Raw genomic sequence first — 23,947 nt, 5'->3', positions numbered from 1 at the left:
ATCGCCTCTCCTTTGTTGACATTGATTTTAGCTGCAACACGATAAAAAGCTTCATGAAAGATCGTGAAAGTCAAATGCATTTTATCCGAAAGTGATCCGACCATCCTCGCTATCTTTCGACATTTTTCACAAGGGCCATTACTTACAAAAATCCAACATCATGATTTTTCTCTCCTATATCACAAAAAGTATGGTGCTTTTGAGAAAATCAGCGAGCTAGACTACTCCTGTAACTAAACAGAGGAGTCTCTATGTTTAAAATTAGCGTATCCCAACAAGCGAACGTCATGTCTACCAGTGACATGGCACAACGCTCATCTCTTAAAATCTCAATCAAGTCTATTTGCAATAAGTCTCTCAGTAAGAAGCTTCACACTCTTGCTGAGAAATGCCGCCGCTTTAGCCAAGAGCTTAAAGAGCACACAGTAAGCAAAAAGCAGATTGTTGAACAAGCAACAACTACTGTTCGTGAATCTTCATTAACAAAAAGTGATAGTGAACTTGGCTCATCACGCTCATTGCTTACCAGTGACGTGCTTTCATCAAGTTCATCTCATGAGGATTTGACTGCCGTCAATTTGGAAGATAATGACTCTGTTTTTGTCACTATCGAATCCAGTTCTGAGTTAATCGTAAAACAAGATGGCTCAATTCCACCTGCGCCACCACTGCCAGGGAATATCCCACCAGCACCGCCACTTCCTAGCGCTGGTAATATTCCTACGGCTCCAGGACTACCTAAACAAAAAGCCACAACGGAGTCTGTAGCGCAGACTAGCGATAATCGTTCCAAGTTAATGGAAGAAATTCGCCAAGGTGTAAAATTAAGAGCAACCCCGAAATCATCTTCGACCGAAAAAAGCGCATCAGATCCCCATTCGAAGTTGATGAAGGAACTCATTAATCATGGAGCTAAACTAAAAAAAGTAAGCACATCAGATATTCCTGTGCCACCGCCACTGCCTGCAGCATTTGCTAGCAAACCTACTGATGGCCGTAGTGCACTATTATCTGAGATTGCTGGGTTCTCTAAAGATCGACTACGTAAAGCGGGGTCGTCAGAAACGTTGAATGTATCTCAACCGACAGTAGCTGAATCATCAATGCCTGAAGCATATGATCTACTGCTATCTGACGAGATGTTCAACTTAAGTCCTAAACTCAGTGAAACGGAATTAAATACCCTTGCAGACTCACTAGCAGACTATCTATTTAAAGCTGCTGATATCGATTGGATGCAAGTCATCGCGGAACAGACTAAGGGGTCAACACAAGCAACTTCACTGAAAAGTCAACTTGAACAAGCACCAGAATATGTCAAGGCTTTTTGTGATGAAATCTTGAAGTTCCCAGACTGTTACAAATCCGCTGACGTAGCATCTCCAGAATCCCCCAAAGCCGGACCAAGCTCTGTTATTGATGTCGCGCTCAAACGTCTACAGGCTGGTCGTAACCGCCTATTTAGCACTATTGATGCAAAAGGCACCAATGAGTTGAAAAAAGGTGAAGCGATTCTGGAAAGCGCAATTAATGCTGCACGCTCTGTAATGACTGCTGAACAAAAGTCTGCATTGCTCTCAAGCAATGTAAAATCAGCAACTTTCAAAGTGTTTAGTGAATTGCCTTGTATGGAAGGTTTTGCAGAACAAAACGGCAAAGCGGCATTTATTGCTCTGCGTCTTGCTTTTTATAGTTCAATTCAAAGTGGTGATACCGCGCAGCAAGATATTGCTCGTTTCATGAAGGAAAACTTAGCCATGGGATTTTCAGGATATAGCTACTTAGGTTTGACAAGCCGTGTTGCACAACTAGAAGCTCAATTGGCAGCACTTACTACAAAATAGGAGTATACCCAAACAACTTGGCGTTGCAGGTAGTCGGCAAGTAAGTGAATCCCCATGAGCATAGGCAAACTATGTGATTGGGGTGAACGAACGTAGCTAACACCGCTGCAGCTTCAAGTAGGAGGGGATAAAAAAATCCGCCTTCTTAGAAGGCGGTTTTAATATAAGCCCCCTAAAAGGGGGCCACGACGCTGTTAGTTGTATTAGTTCCGACTAGATCTGACACTTCAATTTGAAAAGAAGAGAGTTACCCACTTTGATTAAAGGTGCTTAATCACTAGTCAAAGACAAAAAGAGGTAACTCTCATGCTTCATACTAGCAATCCAATCATCAAACACAAAGCGGGCCTTCTCAATCTTGCAGAAGAACTCGGTAATGTATCTAGAGCCTGTAAGGTTATGGGGGTATCAAGAGATACTTTCTACCGTTATCAAGAGTTGGTTGAGACGGGCGGTATTGATGCTCTGATTAACCAGAGCCGAAGAGCACCGAACTTAAAGAACCGTGTTGATAGTGAAACTGAGCAAGCCGTTATCAAATACGCCATCGACTTCCCAGCTCATGGACAAGTTAGAACGAGTAATGAATTACGTAAACTGGGGGTGTTTATCTCTCCAAGTGGCGTACGCTCAATCTGGCTTCGCAATGACCTAGAGAACTTCAAGAAACGTCTTATCGCACTGGAGAAACAGGTCGCAGAGAACGGTATTATCCTAACGGACGAGCAAGTCGCGGCTCTTGAGCGTAAGAAGCACGATGATGAGGCTTGTGGTGAGATAGAAACAGCGCATCCAGGTTATCTCGGCTCTCAAGACACGTTCTATGTTGGCAACTTGAAAGGTGTTGGGCGCATCTATCAACAAACCTTCGTTGATACCTACAGTAAAGTCGCCTTTGCCAAGCTCTACACAACGAAAACACCAATCACAGCAGCGGATATGTTGAATGATAAGGTTCTACCGTTCTTTGAGGCGCATGAACTGCCAATGCTGCGAATCTTGACTGACCGAGGCACTGAATACTGTGGTCGTGTTGAACAGCACGATTACCAGCTCTACCTAGCCATTAATGATATCGACCACACGAAAACTAAAGCGATGTCACCACAAACAAATGGTATCTGCGAGCGCTTCCACAAGACCATATTGAATGAGTTCTACCAAGTGACATTCAGAAAGAAACTGTATGGTTTTATCGAAGAGTTGCAGAAAGATCTGGACGAATGGATGGACTACTACAACAATCACCGTACTCATCAAGGAAAAATGTGCTGTGGCAGAACGCCGATAGAAACATTAAAGGATGGGAAATCAATCTGGGCTGAAAAGAATCTAGCCCAGATATAATCTGACAGGCACCAAGTCGAAAAGTGGGTAACTGTCAGATCAGGTCTGAATTAGTACATGTTAGTCTCTCAATAACTCTAACTGCTGCTCTTGCTCAAGCTCTTTTTTGTCTTGATGCCGTACATACCGTCTAATGATTTCTTCATTTACACCTACCGTATCCACAAAATAGCCTCGCGCCCAAAAATGATTTCCCCATAACTTTTTCCTGATATGTCGAAACTTGTTGAATAGCCTAATTGCACTCCTACCCTTTAAAACTCCCATCAACGTCGAAATCGATACTTTGGGCGGAATTATCGCAACTAAGTGGACATGATCTGGCTGAACATTGAGTTCCAAAACTTCACAATCTTTCATATTACAAAGAATGTAGATCGAACGATTTAGCTCTTTGGCTACATTACCTTTTAAGATCTTAAAACGAAATTTTGGTGTCCAAACGATATGATATTTGCAACGCCAATAGACGTGTGATGAACTTCTGTAGTCACCCATGTTATTTGAATCCTCTTACTTATGGTGAATAAGAGTTTGTCTTCTAACATGGGCGCATTTTCGGGCAAAAGCCCCTAGGGACAATCACCACCGCTAAAAGCGGTGGTTTAGGGATGACAATAAAAAGCCCCAAAAGGGGCTTTTTTTAATGTATTACCGTGTATGAATTAGAAATTTTAGATTGAAACCAAAATGCATAAGCTCTTTCATATTGTTTTTGGGCCGCATCTAATTTTTCTAGCTTTTGGTTAATAACGCTTATATCCCTATCCATTTCAATAGAATCTTTGACTTCCTGCCGAATTCTTTTCACTCGATTTTTAAGTCTTTTAAGATCATTGTGCAACATCTACATATTTCCCTGAATAACAATATGGACCTTGTTGTTCACGTAGTTCTAAAACCCTTACCGTTCTAAAACTACCTGTATTAATTTTTCCAATTAACTTAGCATCGATAGGAACATACTCGTATTGGTCATTATCATTTTTAACTTTAACAAAGTTATCTGGTTTTATATCAAAAGGCATGAATCCCATAGACTCTAATTTCAAGAGTATTGACAGTGGTATTTGATCCCATCTACTCAATGGCTCACAACCAGGAATTTTCCTGAAGAAAATTGCTTTTATAAACTTGCCATCAAAAACGTCATCTTCTATATGCACTATTTTATAGTTTGAAAAGGCTGCGTACCTACCAGAATAAAATCTCTTATCTTGATAAAGTTCGTTTAGTCGGAGATCAGCAGCAAAGCATTTGGACCATGAGCTGTCATTTTTTAAAATTTTCAGACCGAACCCAGTATCATCATCGATATAGACAATTCTATGTGTACCTTCAAATTTACTTATCCTTCCTGAAGACACGCCCTCTTCCAACAATGATAGACAACAAGGAATTGCATGTTCAGAAATGATTGAATCTAAGACGTTTTTTGGGGGGGGTCCATTATTAATATTCGATAAAATATTATTAATTTTTTCTTTTTTTATACCATTTCTCCCACGACAGAGGTATCTTTCCATCATGGAAATCAATTTTTTATTTTTATCTTCATCTAATTGTTGTGTTATTGATTTTATATCTTTAGCAAAACTGTCAATCGTGCTTGTAGTCACGCTCATACCCAAAGTATATCTTAATGGTATACTAGATATTATCGGCATACATTCTCACCTATAATGAAGTACATATTTTTACGCGTGTAATTGTACAGAACAACAACCTGACAAAAACTGAAATAACATGAATACAAAAGACGCCAAGGGTAATTTCAAAGAAAAAGATGCAGAAATGCTCGACGCAAAACTACAAAAATATTCACTTTTGTTATTCTATGATTTTGATCAAAACTAAGTGAAACTTCGCTCATCAGTGAATTGAATATGTGCTATAGGAGTAGTCGATGAACGGTAAGCTATTAGCTCTTAGTTTGTTTTCTTTATCAGTAAGCCATTCGGTCATTTCTGCCGAAATAAATCTATATGGTGCTGGCGGCCCTCACCATGCATTAAATGAAATAGTACAAAAATTTAAAGAAAATGATCGGTTTAAAGACATCAAAATTAATATTAATCCAGGACCATATACAACTTGGGAAAGTTGTGCGAAAGGACTAGATAAAAGCTGCAATACAGGCCCTGCAGATATTCTATGGGGGACATCTGAAAACTATTATGCCGTCTTAGAAGATGAGTTCAAGAAGTACGGCTTTACGTCGAAACTTAGTAAATCTATCTATTTAAGACCTGCTGTCATTTTAGTTCAAAAGGGTAACCCTAAACATATACATGGAATTGAAGATTTAATTAACAATCCAGAAGTCAAAAAAATTGTAGTTAATAATCAGACACTTAAATCTGTAACGTCTGCTACTGCACTTTGGGAGGACATCGTTGGTAGGAAAGGTAAGCTTGAAGATGTTGAGAAGTTTCGTTCGAAAATTGTTTATCAAGCATCAGGCAGTGGCGCAGCTGCTAAAGCATTCCTAGGTAGTCAACAACAAGAAAAAGCAGATGCGTGGATCACTTGGCCAGAATGGTATCATGCTAATACAGAAAAAGCTGACATGATTGAAATTGAACCAGATCGTGTAATATATCGTGATCTCAATGTTACTATAAAGCAAGGTGCATCAGAAGAAGCCACAGCTTTTTATGATTATCTGTCAAGCAAAGAAGCTTTTGATATTTTCCAAAAGTATAATATCGGGAAATAATATCTCCTAGTGATGTTGTGTTTTTAACGTCGTCGCCCTATATCCGCTATTATGGACATGGCTAATTAACGACATGGAAGTCGTTTTTTATAGGATTTATCTATGCTAAAATCTGTACACTCGCATCATAATCGTATTGATAACTCTCAGTCACAAAATGAAAATCCACAATCAGGTTTAATGATAAAAAACATCGAAAACCCGAAAGGGCCCTTTCTTTTACTTTCCTTTGAAAATCACTCCAGAGTATTAAAGAATATAAATCGAATTTGTACTGATGGACGATGTTTTGTTCCATACGCTATAACAGATGAAAGAAAAGTTATTTATTCAAATTATGGCGAGCATCTCGGCTTCAACCATAATGTTGATGGAGTAAGATTAAAGCCATACGATTGTCAGACTAGTTTATCTCGCCAAAAAGAATATCAGTCATTGCTTACTTCTCTAATACTCAAAGAGCCGTCTATCACAAAAGATGCTGTTGACAATGTATCAGCAGGCATTATCAATTTTATTCAATTAAAACATATCGAAAACGGTAGGGTCTTTTCAGATTTCATAAAAAAAACAATTGGCCACTATTTTTGGACGAATGGTCGTTCCAGTTTTGGTCGTATATCATTGGATAATGTAGAATCCATCGATTCGGAAGATGTCTTAAAAACTATTCTTCAGACTCTTAAAACTGGGACAATAGAACAAAAATTAGCCATACATGATGCTATCGGAAGAAAGGTATTACTATCTTATGAATGTGAGCAAAGAGAAAAATACCTTTCATTAGCAGAAACTGTTCGACAAGACTGGTTCGATGATCCTCAGACCAGAGGAAGAATACGTAAAAAATCTCCAGTCCTTCCTTGTGAAACTATTGGTTTATTACCCTCTGACTCACATCTAAATCAACCGGAAAAAGTACAGTCCAGACAACGCGCAATAGATATGTTCATACGTGATGAGAAAAGACTGAGTCATCCTCAAGCTAATGACTATTACGATGACTTAGATACAAGAAATTTGTTATTTGGTGCAGGTATATCCGGTACGACGGGAACCTTATTTCAGGCTGCAGAAGCATTCGGACAACTTCAAACTACAGAGTTAAAGAAACAATACTGTGCCGCTATCTTAGGGTATTTGGTTGGTGGAGGAATGCATAGCTATCATGAAGTTATGGCTGTGGCGGAAAAAGTTGGAATTCCATATAAACCAGGTTCCTTTATGGAGTCTTTACCAGAGTCAATATTTAACAATGATGAATTTAAAAATCTATCAAATGAATATTATGATGTTGCAGTCTTAGGAGCAACACATTGGCGTTTTAATGAGAGTTGTTTACCTTCACACTTAAATAGATCACTCACAAAAAGTTAGTTTTCTACACTACTCCAAGAAGTATTTAAAGAACTTAAAGAACCTCTTGGAGTAGCTAAAATACTCTAAATAGTAAATAGTCTTTTCTTTACAATTCGAGAATTTTCTTTTTCACTACTATCAAATGGAATGAATTTCTCCATAGGTAAAATATCTTTAATAAAACCTATTCTATTGTTGAAAACTTCTTTAAGCGTTGGTTTAAAATGACCACTATCATTAGTCCAATAGAGCATCTCCCCTCCTCCGACAACTGGATTATCATGATCAGGAAAAAATATTGTTCCCGCTAATAGTACAGGTTCTGTAGATAAGGACTTTCTTCTTTCCATCGATAATTTAGGATTGGTAGCTATACTGACCCCGTCCTCTTTAAAAGCTAGTGATGAATGTCCATAATTAATTGCTCCAATAGCTCTATCTCTCAACTCTTTTCTCTCATATACAGTATTTTTTTCGAAACACAATACTCTCAGTGGTTCATCAGCGGATATGATAAAATCTACTTGTCCTTCTGGTATTTTTGGGGTTGATCCATCCATTGGATAGATCAAATACCCATCGTTTTGAATTTTTACTAATGTGCCTATTACATCTTTAGGTAACGGTAGTTGTGGAAATAGCTTGTTTGTTACTATTCCTGGACTATCATCAAACGCTTTTTTTTTCCTATTTAATAAAAATTTTAGTTCCTTTGTGTCTATAGATTTAGACACATTGGTAATCTTTTTTATATCCATTTTATTTAAATCTGAACATCCATATTGCAACTCATCCAAGCATCCCTTTAGTGTACTTACATACAAAAAATCTATCATAGAATTCACCTCTATTAATCTATTTAAAAGCCCAAGCTTTGGCTTGGGCTTTTAAGGTTATTATCTAATCGTAATTGTATTTATCGCTTCTGGTTGCAGTTTGGGCTTTTTCAATCCAAGTGTTTTCACTAGATCTATACCTTGTTGAGTAATCCCTCCCTCATAACTTGGTTGTGAACTTCCTGGATAAACAAAACTTTTTGACCCTGGATTCCATGCTTTAAAGAAGTCAGTCAAATCAGTTTGTGCAGCATAAGAAGCACATACCATAAGCTGATCACTCTTATTTAATCCTTGTAGGCGACATACATTTTTATTCTTGAGATCGAAAATTCCATCACTTTCATTACGTGTTAATCGATGCATCAACTTGAATAAATTCCAACCTTTTACACCATCAACCTCAGAATAATAGCTAGGTAAATCGCCTTGATACCAGTCACGAATATTAAACTCTCTTTCTGCCCACTCTTTCAGTTGCGCGAACATAACTAAACGTTCGGCGGCTCCTCCAGCAGCCCAAGCATGGCCATGCTCAGCTTGAACAAACTCAGGTGCAACCCGAATATCCTGCTCAACTCGCGTCATTTTTCCGGTATGCAGGTCTTGCATGTACAGAGCTAGCAAGTTATTGACTACCTCTGTCGCACCTTCTACTACAAATGGAGCCTCTGCGGCGTTGTGGCCCACTTCATGCCATAACAACCAATCATTCAGTGGTGTAGTATTAATATTGTTACTGTTCAGATTATAACTGCTATTCATAACAGGGTAACCAGAGTGCGCTGCACCAATACTGATTGCCACATCATTAACAAAATGATGGCGGCTATTTGGATTCTCATCCCCTGTCACTTTGCGGTTCGCTTGACCATTAAGACCTTCGTCTCTCGCATAGAAATCGTTGAGATCCGATGCGAACTGATCTAAATCTTTAGCAAACTGCCCCACTCCTCCTGGATAGTTTTCTGCATGAAGATTTGCCTTAGGTGCAGTGTAAATAAAGGACTTACTTACAATATCCCCCACTGGGGCCGGCGAATTAATATCGTTCACCCAGCGGTCATCCATGTACAATGGGGCAGCCAGTGTTCCAGTAAAGGTCAACTGAACACTTTCAGAGTCACCACCTTGAGCATAAATCAAGCCACCATAAGGCACAGTGATTGTTTCACTTGTTGCGCGATTGCCACCAATAACAAATGACTTGGTCATTCTTGGTGGACGTTTTAATCCAACTTCATGTTTTTCACGACCAGTCAAATCATCCGCTAATGCAACCGTAATGGTTACTGGGGCTTTTTCACCGCTCACACTTACCGTAAATGGAACATGAGCTTGTGCCCATTGGCCCGTCGCTTGACGGTTACCAGCAAACCAAGCTGTTACATTATTACTCATATCTAGAGTAATAGTGCCTCCTGAACTTGATGTTGATGATGCTACTCCCGGAAATTGTCGAGTATCAACTTTAATATCCAGATCCCAGAATGAACGACCAAGCATCAAACGAGTCAATGGTTTTTCCATATAGTTCAGTGGATAACTTGGATTCATATAGCCAGCAAACTCCCCCTCAGCATAAATCATATCCATTTGCTGAAGTTCGAGTTTCAACTCTTCTGGACAAGTCGTGTTTCCATCAGCTTTGTCGTCTGTATAGCAGTTAAGAAACTCTGTAAAACGCTTAAAACCTAGCTCATCATCTTTATTTTTATCATATGTGTATGACAGATCGTTCCATAACCATACTGATAAATTCTGATAGATGCGATTCATATCCACGCTATTTAAACGAGCCCCTTGCTTCCCTCGTGTTCTAAAATAGCGCTCGTGTTGATACAAAGCTTCAATATTACTACCAATATTGGCCGCCTTGACCATCGCTTTTGCTTCATGTTCACCTAATTTCATCTCGGTATAATGAGGCACATACAATCCACCACTAACAGGAATCTTATTGCCTGGACGATATTCTAGGCAGTTGATTTCATAGTGATAGTCATTTTTCTTACATTCTTCATACACTCGCTTTCCAGAAGCATCTTTAAATGCATCTAAAATGCGATTTTTAGCAATTGTGAGAGCAGCATTATCAAGCTGACCATCTTTATAGAAGCTTGCTTCATCGATGAACGCTAATTGCTCTTTGCTATTTCCTTCCTCATCTACTTCTGTCCAACGAGCTACTTCTAGCTTGGGTTTATCATCGGGACGGTTGTCAACAATGTATTTCCACTCAACACTACCATCATCTTTAATTACATAAGGTAAAGATGGCTTATCTCCATTATTACTATCTTCGGCTGCATAACGTTCCAGTACCCAAATACCTTGTTGCCGTTGACTACGAGGTCGATCTGGGTAGCCTCCATTTGGGCCGTTACCATTTAACGCAACACTTTCCCCAATGCCAAAAGCAATACCAGCAGCATCCAATAAACGTGACACTACACCTGAATCTTTTTGACCTTTGATTGTTTCCATCATCAAGACACTGCCACCTCGCTCCACATAGGTAATCAGATCTGAAATATCTTGTTGTGTGAGCTTAGGATCATCAATATTTGCTTGCATTGGCAGATCATATGCCCCTAACCCACCTTGCTCACCTAAATACCCATATGCATTCACAATAACTAGCGGAGTATCGTTAGGATCAAGGCTAGCAAAGGACTCTAAATACTGCGTGTTTTGAGCAAAACGTTTATCTATTTGGTAGCTTGCTTTGCTTCCTAATACCTGTCCTCCACGCTTAAAATAGACATCTGGAATATTGGTAGCTACATTGAATGTACCAGCACTTTTACCGGTCAGATACTTAAAGGCATTTTCAAAGAAATTAGCCATATCATCACTATCTGATGAAACATTGCACTGACCTTGGTTATTCACACTGCCATTCCAACTAAAGCCATTTGGGCAGACTAGCACGCTGTTATACCGTGCATTACCCATGACCATTACTTTTCCTTTACCTAATTCACCAATGCTGATGAAAGGAAGATTAAAGGTCGCATTTGAACCATCGACTTTGTCTGGAACAACTTTTGATGGCGCTTCAGTAATGTAAGCAAGACCGTTACCATCCCAAGCTTGTGGCTTACCAAAATCGAGCCAATAGTTTTTATCATTCCGTGCCATTAGGACAGGAAATGCGCGATTGGATATGTTTACTGCTGCTTGAGCACGAGCATTACCGGTACTTCCATAAAAGTTTGTACTATCATGGAAAATATGGAAGCGCTCTACTTTTTTCCAGCCCTCACTCTGTGCCTGTTGTGTAGCGCCCCATAAACGCTCAACATCCTTTTGAACGTTTTGAGCCTCTGAGTCAACCGCCTTTATTTGCTTGGGCTCAGAAAAATAATTCCAGAATGTGACGACTTTTTTGCCTAATTCTTTGTCAATCTCCGCTGCTAAACCTGATTCAAATTGCTTATCGAATTCAGCTTCAACCACTTGAGTATGACCGTTACCTAGATCTAATTGAATATCTTCACTCGACAATGAAAGAGAAATTGCCTCGTTGATGACATTCGGATACTTTGCAAATACCTCTGTCACTTTATCTGTGATAGTGATCTCTTGGTCTGTTACCTCAGCAAAACGAATCACTAGATTTTCGATATTTTTGCTTTCATTACCAGTTCCCAGATCTTGTAATTTGATCTTATTTTTATTACCTCTAGTGCTCCCTAATTCAAAAGTATCAATACCGAAGTTAATCGTATCTCCCCATGAAAACTCTAATGAGCCATCTCCAATAAATTTGCCATCTTTATAGCCGGTCAAGCCTCGCCCTTTAGAAGTGAAGTAAGCAATTCCATTAACCGGACGCTCCTTGCTATCAACTAAGTATCCTGTTGTTAGAATAATTTCTTTAGGTTTGTACTCTAAATTTTGCTCTGCATTCGCAGAAACAAATGCTTGACTAAGATCATTAGACGCTCCAGGAGTTAAAGCTGGTTCAACATCTGGAGTGTGTGTTGATGGCTGTTTGTCTGTTTGGGCATCATTACTTAAACGTTCTTGGATCAACTTTTTAAAAGCATTATGCTCAAGATCAAGTTGATTATTTAAGTAGTTTTTAAAAATAAGACGATTTGCCGTATCCGTTAAGCTAAGATCGAGATCATTTCCATGAATAGTCCCCATTTCTTTGATCAAAGTCTGGATATTTTCAATACGAGTTGAACTAGATTTATACTCTTCAGCGTCAATTAGTTTCAGATATTCTAGGGTACGACTTGGTTGTCCTGTTGCGTTAGAATCGAACGGGGAATAAAAGGTAGCAACTGGTGTACCGTCAGCTTTAAGAACACAAGTCACATGATCGGATTGGGAAACAGTAAAACTCTCTGATGGCTCTCCATTGCATAATATTGAAGAGTTAATAAATTTTAGATGGCCATCAAGTGTTAGCCCTGCATTTACCATTACCTCAGGCGGCAATGGTAGCTCAGGCAGCTGAGGAACTTCTGGCACGCCAGGCACTATAACATTATTTGGAATATTCACGCTATCGTGATTACAGCCTAATAATGAACTTGCAATCAAGGTTGATAGAAAAGTCTTTTTCATTTTTATATTCACCTAAAAATAAAATATATAACTGCCCCATTTTTAATCAATTTTGCTCGGGATAAATCCAGCATAACTCGGTATGCTTGTCGAGGATAACAATATAAGAAAACCAAATACATAGAAACAAAAGGAAGCAATTTGAAATAACATGACAAAATGTGAAAAACTATAAGAACAACACACTAGGGCACAAAGTATGACTAAGATCCTAAGCGAATCTATAACAAAATATTTCAGAAAAATTCACCCACGAAAGTTGTAAAATACAGTTAACATGAGAGCTAAAATTTTACTTAAACAGGAGAAATAGAACAAGACGATATCTAAGATAAAAAGAAATCCTTATATAAACAATCAAAATCATATAAATTAATAGGCTACTATTTATGATTAAAAAACTTTTTTTAATTTCTGCTGCTCTTTCCTTCCATGCATATGCTATTGAGCTCCCTTCCATTCCTTTTCCTTCTCCTGGAAGCGACGAAATTGTTTTTGTAGTACGTAATACAACAAGTGACGTTGAAGTTTATACAAAAGACTATTGGAGCTATCGTGATATTAAAAGACTACCAAGTAGAGAAGTGAATAAGCAAGCTATATTCTCCACCTCTGGATATAAATGGATGACAGCTTTTATTACGGTTTCTATCAATGGGAATCCGTATACTATGGCTACACTTTCTGGATATAGAAATGGATATGCGACAACTTACTCAAAGGTCTCTGCAGGTACATTAACACATGATTATTCTAGTGTTGAAAGCTTTGTGGGTGAGGATGAAAGTAATATTATCCCTAATATTAGGATGGTTGATGAAACTCCAGATTATTTTGTTACAACTGAATCCTATGAAAGTGGTAACGGTCATGTGATTACTATGTGTATCGCAAATAATAAAACACTATCTCAGTGCCTTGAGCAAAGTTAAAAATAAGAGCCCTATAGGGCTCTTAAATCTGTAAATTATTTAAAGAATAAATCTATTTCCGCATTAACTATCTCATGATGAGTTATATTGATAGCATGTCTTCCATCAATAATTAGCCTTAGTTTTGAATTTATTAGCTCCTTATGCATTTTTCTCGCTGAACTAACTGGAATTCCTTGATCTTTATCTCCATGTAAAATTAACACAGGGCATTTGATATTTTTAAGTTGTGATATAAAATCATCACGAGAGATCATAGATTTCATCGCTGATGATAATATTCTATCATCATAACCTATCCATAACTCTTCCCAATATTCGCTTTCTTTTGAACATTTACCGAAAAAACTTTCCTTTAAGGAGGATATAATATTTTCTCTTAATGAAAAATCCCCCCAATTATTAACAAGGGTAAGATATTGCTCAATGGTTTCTGGATTATCTTTATCAGCTTGTGTAGATATAAACACAGCCTTTAGTATCCTGTGTTTATCCTCTACACAAAGCCTTTGAGCAACATATCCCCCCATAGACATCCCGACAACATAGTAGCTTTCGACTTGCAATGTATTGAGCAATCTTATTATATCATCAACCCATTCATTGAATCTATTCTGTTCAAGTTTTGATGCGGAATTTCCAAAACATTTAAAATCAGGCGCAATTATCCGGAAACGCTCAGAAAAATACTTAATCTGATGATCGAACATTTTATGATTCATAAAAAAACCGTGTAAAAATAAAATTACCGGTTTTCCCGTAAAATTGTCCGGATCACTATCATAGTAGTAAATATTATCAATCATTGAGTGTCTCCTAGACAGGGAACTTAGCCAATCCCAATCCTGAATTTGAATGCTGTTCATTCTCTCTGTTATAATTAGCATTTAAACTTGTGCCATCAATAGTTGTTACTTGATTAAGATAAACTTTCATGATTACTCCAATATATATCAGTATTCAAAAACCATATACCTCTTATGGCCTTATAATTATGCCTCCGACGTTAGAAAAAATTCAACCACTCTTTTTTCTTTGCTTATGAAAAATCATGAAATCTCACACCGTAAATTGTAACAATTATTCGGTTGGCAAGCTTTTAATTTCATCTGTACTCTATCAGAGTCAGACTATAAAGGAGTCAGCTAGAGATGAATAAAATAGCATTTATGTTCCACAATTTCAGAGCAAAGCACTGCATGTCTGCAACCTCTGCATTAAAAGTAGGGGATAGAGAACTTGCAAAATTTATTGTTAATATAAAGAATTCCCGCGATAGAGCAAAAATAAGTAGGATAGAGAGCTCTCCAATCCCTTACGTATGTAATGAGCAATTTGCCAGTGATGTACAAGAGATGTTCCTAAAAACCGATCGCATTTACGAAAAGATAAGAACAAGAAATAAGTTATTAATAGAAATTTATAATAGAGAGCTCTCAGAGCAAAAAATGACGGATAATAGATCTGCTCAAACTGTTTCTTTTTCTATATAGTAATCTTTTAAATATTATTATTCACATGCCACCTCTAATTATTATTGAGGTGACATTAATGAACTATGAGTTTAAATTTATGCTAGGAATATCGAAAGTACAATCAGCATTTTATATACAGCATAATAGTGAAGTAACGCAAAAACCAACAATTAAACTTGACATAAGAAGAATATTTAATCTTAGAGGCGAGTCATCTAAAAAAGCACCCAACTTTCTGACAAAATTATTCAATAATAATCACCGATATACTTCATTTATCGACAATATAAAAATTGCATTTGGTCAGAAAAACTCTTTGTTTTCAGGCAATCTAGAGAAGGATGTTCTAAGAGCCGATTATTCTATCAGTTTAAAAGATAGAACATTGATTAATGCTCAAATAAAAAAATCACTTAATGAATATGGGATGGAAAGACAAAAGGAAAAAATAATCAGAGACTTACGTTCATGTTTGTCTGAAGAACAATTTAATGTACTATCTTCCATTGCATGTCAAAACCTCATCACTTTTATTCTTAACTACAATAGTTTTATACAGCATAATAAAAACATATTTATTTCAGACTCAAACATACCAGATCTTTCAAGTGCTGAACTGGCTGGAAAATTTATCAGCGAATCACAGAAATTTATCATTAATATAGATAAAAAAAATAACATACGCTATGAGTGTTCATTTAACACAAATAATGTTGACATAGATTATATAAAAGAGCTCAGTTCACAACTAGGACTAAAAAATGTCATAGGAATTAACTGTAAAATAGTAATAATCATTGATAATGATTGTAATATCAATATTAATGATTTTATTTTAAAAAAGTACAAAATCATTTAGAACCTCAAAAAACCCAATTGGAGATAGCATGATTAGTAGAAGCTTTTCAATGCCCGATATTCAAAAAATCCCAACTATACCAACGCTTTCTCATTCATTAAGCTCACCCAATATATTAATGGTAAAGTGTGTAGAAAAACATAGTACTCCTATTACCCATTTACCAAATTTTGATGAAATTGATGGTTTCAAATTAAAAGGATTCAAAATTAAAATACATACACCTCTTTTAAGTGCAGGCTTAGGATATAAGAAAGATGGAAAAGAAAGGAATGTAAATATTGAAGCTAATTTTGCCGGTTTTGGTGCGGAATTAGAGGTCGATCTAGAAAAATCCGATAAGATCACCGTTTCTTCATCTAAGAATGATCATCCTAGACCAAAACTTATCCGTCAGAACTGTATTGATCATTCAAAATAATCAAAAAACAGCCAACATACGTTGGCTGTTTTTTGATCGCATTTAATAATCTATCTTTCAATAGGAGCAATACATGATGGATAAGCAAATTCGTCACCTCGTGAGATCAGAAACGATCTACCAACATGCATATTTACTATATCATAATAACCATCACTAGAAACCTGATCCATATTCAATGCACTCCAATACTCTGTAGTAACAGGCCAACCTAATCCCCTGCTATCAACACCATGATCATTAGAACCATCCCATAGGCTACCACCGACTTTACTATACAACCCCATTAATTCGGCACGTGTTGCTCGACGCCAGTTATTTCTACCTGCAAAGTTTTTGGCAGATAACTCATTACACCATTGTTCATTTTGACCAGTTAATCCGTTGTTATTGAATAAACCAAATGCTTCACCAGCTGGCCCATAACCAACTCTTTCTACCTTTATATTATTATATGACTTAGTGTTAGCCTGTGGCTTTTGGTTATACTTTACCAGCTTATAACCCAATGCATTCAATAACTTAATACTTGGCGCTCCCGAGAATAGATTTCCATATTTATCACTTGCAACTTTTAAACATTTTCCTTGCGCTGTTGTAAGACTATCATCATCAATTTTTCCTCCACACATTGTAATCTTGTCTTGAATGTTAATTTTTTCTTTAACAATTACCTTAACAGATTGCGTGGTCCCTTGTAGTCGAGCAGTAACTGTTGAAGTTCCAACTTCAAGAGCGTTTAATAGACCATTATGCATCAGTGATACAAAATTGCTATTACTGCTTTCCCAACTTACCTGATCTGTAATATTAGCTTCTGAACCATCACTATATTTACCAATCACATACAATTGACCAACTTGTGCTAATTCAAGTTCGAGAGCAGCAGGAGTAATTTCTATCTGAGATAATTCTGCATCGGTTACAGTAACATCTACCGACGCACTTTCTCCACTCGATAAACTTGCAGACACACGGACTTTAGCTTGCTTATGTCCCGTAGCTTTATTATCTACAAATGTTACTACATCATAATTGTCGCTCTGCCATGTTACCTTATTCGTAACATCTTCCTCACTACCATCTGTATAAATAGACTTTGCATGAAATTCAACTGTTGTACCTTTGGCTAAGGTTACATCTATCGGTGTAAGTTGCAGATGAGACACTATGGCATCAGTCACTGCAATCTCAACTGGGTTACTATGAATATTGCCCATCTTTGCAACAACTGTGTTCACACCTAATTTGGTGGCAATTATTTTTTTATTTTCAATTCTAGTAATATCAGTTCTAGATCCTAACCACTCTACATCCTCTGTTATATCGATCGTTTTTCCATCAGTAAATGTTCCCATTGCAAAGATAGATTGCGTAGTTCCCAGTGGTAATGATAATTTTTGAGGAATGACATCAATTCCTGCTAACTTTGCCTTCGTAACCTCAATCATAATCGGAGGACTAAGTAAGCCATCGACATCTGCAACAATATTAGTGATTCCTTCTTTGATAGCAAATACATTACCTTCATCATCAATCTGAATAATGTCTTCTTTGCTATTCTCCCATTTGATTCCATTCATAACTCTTCGCCATTGACCATCTGTAAACAACCCCCAAGTATATAATTGAGTTGATATACCTACAGGTAAGCTTTTTTGCTGAACTGTTACTGCTATATCTGTCAACTCAGGAGCAGTGACTTCGATACTAATAGTTTTACTCTCCACACCATCTAGATATGCTGAAACTACTGCAACACCTTCTCGGAGGGTGGTAACCTCCCCTGTCATTTTATCAATAGAAATATTCTTATCGCCTTCGATAGACCATTCAACAAGCTCAGTGACTGTTTCATGTTTATTATCACTAAAATAGGCAGTAGCATATAGTTTAAGTGATTCACCTAGTGCCACCGCTCTTTTATTAGAATTAATGCTAACCATATCTAATGTTATAGGTTGGACCGTATCTTGATTAGCGATACTTTCCTTGTTGCTATTAAGCTTTTCATTAAAACCAGACTTACACCCTATTAGAAGGACACTAGTTACTAATGCAGTAGCTAATAATTGAAAAAAATTTTTAAGTCTCATATTACCCTCTTAAAGTTCTTATTAAAAATCAGAGAGTCCTCTCTCACACTATGGTAAATAAAAAATACACAATATGAAAACCAAGCCTGCCCAGCCGATAAAGCACTGATTTTAGGATAAATTACTTATAAATCGCATCATGAGAACACAGCAGGAAAACTCTGTGCAGCCTTGTTTCATTCCACATTAGTCTTTAAAAAACCAATTATTATCACAAAATAAAAACACCCAAAACGGATTTAATTTTCGTAATGTTTTTTCAAAAATTATCAAGCTTAATCATAAATCGCACCTTGTAATTTCAATCACAGATCCCATTTAATATACACATCAACATCTCAACAAATTTATATTATAGAGTAATTAAATATTAAATTAATTAAACTTTTAATTAATAATTTCGAGGTTATACACCTATGATCCGTCGAATTTTATCTATATTACTAACTACTAAATTAAATATTTTAACTTTTGTTATTTTATCATGTACACCATCTATTCTACATGCTAACCCAATATTCAGTAGAGGCATAACTAATGCATATAGTCTTGTTGAGAAAAATAGTTTCTCTAACCGTGCTGAGGTTATATTGTTTGGTAAAATATCATGGGATAAAAAAAGCGATCATTATGTACTTATTGACGAAACAGGTTTAGTTTATCTTTCTCCAAAAGATGAAAGTGAATTAAAAAATCTGTCAAGGTCTGGAAATCAAGTCAAAATAATAGGAATTGTAAACAAAAAATCAAAAGCTATGAGCCTTGAGATATTGGATTTACAGAAAATAAACCAAAATATATGACTTTATTTTTAGCCACATCATATAAATCATTTTACAATTCCTATATAACGGTAAATTTATTTAGAGACGTAAAATTATATTTATAAATAACATCAGAACAGTAGGTGGTTATGTTAGGTTTTGCAGGACTTCATTATGAAACCTATGAAACTCAGTCTTGATTCTACGATCTGATCTGTTATATTAACTTTCACTAGAATATCACTTTTAATATTCACAAAAAAAATAACTAAGTTATAATGCAATAGCAAAACCTTAATTAGTCCTGGCTCACTTATCTTCTAGATTAATGAATAATCGCTAAGTGCTCAATTATTTCACAAACCACCTGTAAGAATAACTTATAGTTTATTTAAGAATTAATTTATTGTTAACGATAAGCATGTTGTCATTGCATCACCATTAGAGTTTTCACCCCCTAAAATATACATAGCTTTTCCGTTTGAAGCGGAAACACCATAGGCAATACCTGCATCTAATTGGTATTTATTCTTCCAGGATTTACCATCAAAAATCCAAACATTCGAACTAAAGTGTTTAATAAGGCCATTATGGGCATATAAGCTTCCATTTATGAATGCGTCTTGACTACCAATAAAATATGTCCCACCAATAGCAATTATCTTATTGTCAATTTCACCGAAAAAATGCCCGGCTAGCCCCTCATGATTTTTACTTATATCAATAATAGACGCACAACTATCAGAATATTCCAGTTTTCCTTTTTTAAAAAAGTAGCGCTTAGTCTCTAAGCTTCTCAGACCTGGCTTCACTTCCCCTTCAATCAAAGTTACAACGTTGTCTTTATGAATTATTCCAGAACCACAATTAGGTTTAAATGAGTTTTCACCAACAACTGACCAGTGTTCATTGCATGGTGTAAATGACAAAATATTTCTATTCCAATTATAGTTATCTATTGGTTGAGACATAAATATAGTAATAAGCTCTTTATATCTATTAGGCTCTTTTGTTACATCAATTTTTGAGATTTCAGAAAGGAAGTTATTAAATGTATCCTTATCATACCCTCCGAAAAAAATGATGTCCGTCGATGATAGACTACATCAAGATGCGCCAAGAAAGCCGGTAGGAAGTGTTCTCTCTAATCGTGTCCATTGATTGATTTGACTATCAAATACATAACCATCCATTAAAACTGTTGGAAAGCTGTTATTGCCCTCTATCCCTGCACCTGAAAAAACATAAAGCTTGTTACCACAGACTGTATAGGCAGCATCATTTCGAGCAATTCCCGGAAAGTCAGCAGCCGACTTCCAACCACTATTCATATCTTTTAGGTCTAAAACAAAAAATGCATTTCCAGAACTACCAAGCCCTGCATACAATTTTTGACCTATTATTCCACCCACTCCGTGTTTAATTCCTACTTGAAGCTCAGGGAGTAATTGAAATGAGATTGCCATAATGCTCTCCTTAATTAGTCTATCACTTCAACAGTAGAGCCATTCCAAGCCAACATATAAACCTTATGACTCATTTCTTTACCACTTTTTTCTCCACCAACAATTAAAACACCCTCTGATGTAGTAAATGAAGCCCCATATGCCAAGCCCTCTGGAAGCGAATTTACCGTTGACCAAATGCCCTCTTTTTCTACATAAATTTCGGAATTAAACGCCTTAGGCAGCCCTTCATGTGCGAACATTTTTCCGTTTTCAAATGCTTGTTTCGCACCATGGAAATTCGCTCCACCAGCAACAACTACAACTCCATTTGTCTTCCCAGAAAATGCACCTGCAACACCCTCTTGGATATTGCTCGTTTGGGGTGCAGGTAAGGGCAACAAACTTTTCCACGGTTGATCCATTCCAAATTCATATTGCTTAACTTCAGCGGTGCGTAAACCCGGTTTTATCTCACCACTGATGAGAGTTACTTTGTTCCCTTCAATAACGGTTGCGCTACCACAATTAGGGAGATACGGAGACACGCCTAAATCACGCCACTCTTGTTTTTCAGGCAAATAACTGATCACATTTCGGTTCCATTTGTAATCCGTAGGCTTCATTCCCATATAATCATCAACTATACGTTGCCATACTTCAGGATTTACTTGCTTGTCAGTGGTCGATATATCTCGCAGATAGCGATCAAAATAGGCTTTGTTATAACCACCAAAGAAGAGGATCTGTCTATTGTCCGGAGAATAAGAAGAAGCTCCAAGAAGTCCTACAGGCGAGGTAGTGTTCATTTTCTCCCATGAATCTTTCTTGGTGTCGTAGCGATATACCGAATCAAACAAAATAGGCGATGGATCAGACGGTTCTGCTTTGCCGGATCCACCAAAGAGATAAATATCATTTCCTATTACAGATGCCGTCGCCCCACTTCGTTCTGCACCGGAAAAATCAGCAATCTTTTGCCATCCTTTCGATAATGAATTCAAATCAAGTACATAAAAGCTTTTCCCCAGAGATCCAAGTCCTACATACACTTTTGAACCAACTTGTGCACCAACCCCATCTTTAAATCCAGTAGGTAAATCAGGCCATTGATTATCGGCATAGACCACATGACTAAATGCTGTCACAGAAAGTAACGTAGCGTAAGTCAATAGAGTTTTCATATTCATTGGTTTGTCCTTATTAATATCCATACTTTGGTCAGGTGTTCAATGAGAAACTGAACTTTAACATCTCATTTTGAAGATTAATTTCTTTTCCGTTAATAAAAGTAAAAATTATCTTCATGAAATATGCTAAAAAAACCCATCGATATCCTGATGGGTTTCAAACTTGTTAAATACTGCTTAACTATCCATTAAAGGTAAAACCACTTCCGCAGTACCAAATACGGAGGCTGAATATTCAGGATATACATCTAAAAGTGTGTTAATCAATACATCAACAAGCAATAAAGCACCAACTTTAGAAGAAAAAGCACCGCCAGTGAGAGGGCCTTCAGGCCTTGCAGCCACTAACATTTCATCTGAAATCGAAGAAAGTGGGCTATGGCTAATATTCGTAAGAGATACAACTGGCACACCGCGTTGATGAGCCTGGGTGGCCGCATGAACCACCTCTTTTGTAGACCCTGAGCTCGATATTGCAAACCATGCATCCCCGACAACACTCTGTCCAGCACTCATTGCCGCCAAGTGTGTATCTTCATACATGATGGCTTTTTTACCTATTCTCACTAATCGGTACGCCAAATAGCGACCGACGATACTGGATGCTCCCACACCAACACACCCAATAAACTTAGCGCCATGAACCAACTCACATATTCTATTTAAGGCAGCTCTGTCTATCAGTTTTGCAGTATCCATTAAACTATCTACCGCGCTTTGCGCAGAAACTTCGCAAATATCGCCATCCATTTTGGGCTGAGATTGGTTTGCAGACTGACTAAGATCAACCGCCAATGCCATTCTAAAATCCGAATAACCTTTGTAGCCCAAATCACGGCATAGCCTGACTACAGTGGCTTCGCTTGTCTTTGTATTAAACGCTAGATCGGTGATCGTCTGATACTGAACTTCATGTGCATTTTCGAGCACATAATCAGCAACAACTCTGAGTTTTTTGCTCAAAGGTTCGGTATTCGAGCGCAATCGAACCATCAGATTTTTAGGCAAATTCACTTGGAGTCCTTAATATTCTTTTGACTACCATAAAAGTACCAAAGACCTAGATCTATTAATACATCATCATGATAATTTGTTCTTAAATCTTCTTTTAGGGAGGATGAATATTCCTCCCTAGCCTTTATTTAGATCGACAGGAACCCAGCATCACGCATCTTCGCAAGCACATCCGCTTTCTGCTTGTCATTCAATGAACGAATAGGTAAGCGGGGATCCCCAGTATCAATACCATGTAACTGCATGGCAACTTTACCTGCCGCAACACCGCCGTATTCGACCAATACTCGAATAATCGCAATCACTTTATCCATCAACGCTGCGACTTCATCATGTTTACCATGGTTAAATGCTTCAATGATTTTCAAATACAATGGAGCAGCATAGTTATAAGTGCTACCAACTGCGCCTACCGCACCAACGGCTAAACCAGCAGGTAAAAACTCATCCACACCAAATGGAATATCAAATTTGCGATTCGATACTCGTACGCAACGCTGGTATTCATACAAATCAGCATGATTGAATTTTGCGCCATAAAGATTAGGAATGCGCTGTTCGCCTTTAATCAAGAACTGCTCTAAATCCAGATTCACACCCGACATTCCTGAGTGGTAGTAATAAAAACCTTTTGAAGGAGCTGCGGCAGCAACTTGAGCACAATACTCAACTAAATCATCAACACTTCCCGGTTTGAAAAAGCATGGGCCAATAGCGGAGGTAGCAAAGATATCCAGTGTTTCAGCGTGCTCTGTCAAGTTGAGGGTATCAACAATACTTAAAGCGCCTGTATGTAAAATGACATCTAACTTCCCATCAACGGCTTTCACCCAACGTTCTGCAATGGCTTTTCTTTCTTCGACAGAGCAATGGATCCCCTCACCTGTCGTTCCGCAGACATAAGCACCTTTCACTCCTTGTTCAATCAGAAGCTCAGCAATTTGGTCAATCGCCGCAAAATTAACCTTGTTATATTTTGTGAAAGGCGTATGTGGAGCAGCAATCAAACCTGTTAATTTTTTCATTTTGTTTACCTTTAAATTCTATAAGTTCGCTAGTTCA

19 protein-coding genes and 1 pseudogene are annotated in these 23,947 nt (G+C 37.3%); 9 read left to right on the top strand and 11 right to left on the bottom strand.

All coding sequences use genetic code 11. The features are described 5' to 3' along the window. Nucleotides 1-251: 251 nt before the first annotated feature. Nucleotides 252-1,844 carry a WH2 domain-containing protein gene (locus F0316_RS05335; protein ID WP_149560267.1) on the top strand — a complete coding sequence of 531 codons (1,593 nt, stop codon included), beginning with the start codon at nucleotides 252-254 and terminating at the stop codon, nucleotides 1,842-1,844. Between the two features lie 306 nt (nucleotides 1,845-2,150). After that, nucleotides 2,151-3,191 (top strand): IS481-like element ISVvu4 family transposase, encoded by a 1,041-nt coding sequence (locus tag F0316_RS05330; protein WP_057569038.1) that lies wholly within the window; start codon nucleotides 2,151-2,153, stop codon nucleotides 3,189-3,191. Between the two features lie 60 nt (nucleotides 3,192-3,251). Here the strand turns inward: F0316_RS05330 and tnpA are convergent, their stop codons facing one another. The 3 genes from tnpA to F0316_RS05310 all read right to left on the bottom strand — a co-directional run bounded on the left by tnpA (nucleotide 3,252) and on the right by F0316_RS05310 (nucleotide 4,858). Then, entirely contained in the window at nucleotides 3,252-3,689 is a 438-nt protein-coding gene (gene tnpA, locus F0316_RS05325; RefSeq protein WP_000503167.1) for an IS200/IS605-like element IS1004 family transposase, read from the bottom strand. Between the two features lie 145 nt (nucleotides 3,690-3,834). Beyond that, nucleotides 3,835-4,038, bottom strand: a complete 204-nt coding sequence (locus F0316_RS05315; RefSeq protein WP_000903014.1) for a hypothetical protein — start codon at nucleotides 4,036-4,038, stop codon at nucleotides 3,835-3,837. Then, on the bottom strand, nucleotides 4,025-4,858 hold the full coding sequence (locus F0316_RS05310; RefSeq protein ID WP_149560266.1) for a hypothetical protein: 834 nt from the start codon (nucleotides 4,856-4,858) through the stop codon (nucleotides 4,025-4,027). Before F0316_RS05310 ends, F0316_RS05315 begins: the two co-directional genes overlap by 14 nt. A 239-nt stretch (nucleotides 4,859-5,097) precedes the next feature. On the opposite strand from F0316_RS05310, the gene F0316_RS05305 reads away from it, so the two are divergent. Together F0316_RS05305 and F0316_RS05300 are read left to right on the top strand one after the other, a co-directional pair. Further along, nucleotides 5,098-5,910 carry a substrate-binding domain-containing protein gene (locus F0316_RS05305; protein WP_001013532.1) on the top strand — a complete coding sequence of 271 codons (813 nt, stop codon included), beginning with the start codon at nucleotides 5,098-5,100 and terminating at the stop codon, nucleotides 5,908-5,910. A 102-nt stretch (nucleotides 5,911-6,012) separates the two neighbouring features. Further along, nucleotides 6,013-7,287 carry a hypothetical protein gene (locus tag F0316_RS05300; RefSeq protein ID WP_149560265.1) on the top strand — a complete coding sequence of 425 codons (1,275 nt, stop codon included), beginning with the start codon at nucleotides 6,013-6,015 and terminating at the stop codon, nucleotides 7,285-7,287. Nucleotides 7,288-7,352: 65 nt separating this feature from the next. On the opposite strand, the gene F0316_RS05295 is transcribed toward F0316_RS05300, so the two are convergent. Further along, entirely contained in the window at nucleotides 7,353-8,105 is a 753-nt protein-coding gene (locus tag F0316_RS05295; RefSeq protein ID WP_000564893.1) for a hypothetical protein, read from the bottom strand. Nucleotides 8,106-8,165: 60 nt separating this feature from the next. After that, the gene (locus tag F0316_RS05290) at nucleotides 8,166-12,689 is read right to left on the bottom strand and encodes an SslE/AcfD family lipoprotein zinc metalloprotease (RefSeq protein WP_114808637.1); all 4,524 of its coding nucleotides are present in this window, start codon (nucleotides 12,687-12,689) and stop codon (nucleotides 8,166-8,168) included. Nucleotides 12,690-13,078: 389 nt separating this feature from the next. Between F0316_RS05290 and F0316_RS05285 the strand changes: the two genes are divergently transcribed. After that, nucleotides 13,079-13,621, top strand: coding sequence for a thermostable direct hemolysin-family toxin (locus F0316_RS05285; protein ID WP_000592156.1), 543 nt, complete (start codon nucleotides 13,079-13,081; stop codon nucleotides 13,619-13,621). A gap of 35 nt (nucleotides 13,622-13,656) precedes the next feature. On the opposite strand, the gene F0316_RS05280 is transcribed toward F0316_RS05285, so the two are convergent. Continuing rightward, on the bottom strand, nucleotides 13,657-14,427 hold the full coding sequence (locus F0316_RS05280) for an alpha/beta fold hydrolase (RefSeq protein WP_149560264.1): 771 nt from the start codon (nucleotides 14,425-14,427) through the stop codon (nucleotides 13,657-13,659). 345 nt (nucleotides 14,428-14,772) lie between these two features. On the opposite strand from F0316_RS05280, the gene F0316_RS05275 reads away from it, so the two are divergent. From F0316_RS05275 to F0316_RS05265, 3 genes are read left to right on the top strand one after another with little or no spacing between them, the layout of a single operon-like run. Then, complete coding sequence (locus F0316_RS05275; protein WP_001033057.1) at nucleotides 14,773-15,114, top strand: hypothetical protein; 342 nt, start codon at nucleotides 14,773-14,775, stop codon at nucleotides 15,112-15,114. Between the two features lie 58 nt (nucleotides 15,115-15,172). Continuing rightward, nucleotides 15,173-15,955 carry a hypothetical protein gene (locus F0316_RS05270; RefSeq protein ID WP_148547987.1) on the top strand — a complete coding sequence of 261 codons (783 nt, stop codon included), beginning with the start codon at nucleotides 15,173-15,175 and terminating at the stop codon, nucleotides 15,953-15,955. Nucleotides 15,956-15,983: 28 nt separating this feature from the next. Further along, nucleotides 15,984-16,376, top strand: a complete 393-nt coding sequence (locus F0316_RS05265) for a hypothetical protein (protein ID WP_000625644.1) — start codon at nucleotides 15,984-15,986, stop codon at nucleotides 16,374-16,376. Nucleotides 16,377-16,426: 50 nt separating this feature from the next. Here F0316_RS05265 and F0316_RS05260 read toward each other — a convergent pair whose 3' ends face one another. After that, on the bottom strand, nucleotides 16,427-18,472 hold the full coding sequence (locus F0316_RS05260; RefSeq protein ID WP_088131821.1) for an Ig-like domain-containing protein: 2,046 nt from the start codon (nucleotides 18,470-18,472) through the stop codon (nucleotides 16,427-16,429). 416 nt (nucleotides 18,473-18,888) lie between these two features. Between F0316_RS05260 and F0316_RS05255 the strand changes: the two genes are divergently transcribed. Then, nucleotides 18,889-19,275, top strand: coding sequence for a hypothetical protein (locus tag F0316_RS05255; protein ID WP_000621179.1), 387 nt, complete (start codon nucleotides 18,889-18,891; stop codon nucleotides 19,273-19,275). A 359-nt stretch (nucleotides 19,276-19,634) separates the two neighbouring features. Here F0316_RS05255 and F0316_RS05250 read toward each other — a convergent pair. From F0316_RS05250 to F0316_RS05235, 4 genes and pseudogenes are all read right to left on the bottom strand, one after another. Continuing rightward, nucleotides 19,635-20,702: pseudogene (locus tag F0316_RS05250) on the bottom strand (YjhT family mutarotase). 14 nt (nucleotides 20,703-20,716) lie between these two features. Continuing rightward, complete coding sequence (locus tag F0316_RS05245; RefSeq protein ID WP_149560263.1) at nucleotides 20,717-21,871, bottom strand: N-acetylneuraminate epimerase; 1,155 nt, start codon at nucleotides 21,869-21,871, stop codon at nucleotides 20,717-20,719. Nucleotides 21,872-22,048: 177 nt separating this feature from the next. Next, entirely contained in the window at nucleotides 22,049-22,885 is an 837-nt protein-coding gene (locus F0316_RS05240) for a MurR/RpiR family transcriptional regulator (RefSeq protein ID WP_001052934.1), read from the bottom strand. A gap of 128 nt (nucleotides 22,886-23,013) precedes the next feature. Next, a complete protein-coding gene (locus tag F0316_RS05235) occupies nucleotides 23,014-23,910 on the bottom strand; it encodes a dihydrodipicolinate synthase family protein (protein WP_149560262.1) in 897 nt (298 codons plus the stop codon). Between the last annotated feature and the right edge of the window lie 37 nt (nucleotides 23,911-23,947).

The sequence above is a fragment of the Vibrio cholerae genome, from assembly GCF_008369605.1.
GTDB classification, from domain to species: Bacteria; Pseudomonadota; Gammaproteobacteria; order Enterobacterales; family Vibrionaceae; genus Vibrio; species Vibrio cholerae.
This window is presented reverse-complemented; position numbering and strand designations above follow the sequence as displayed.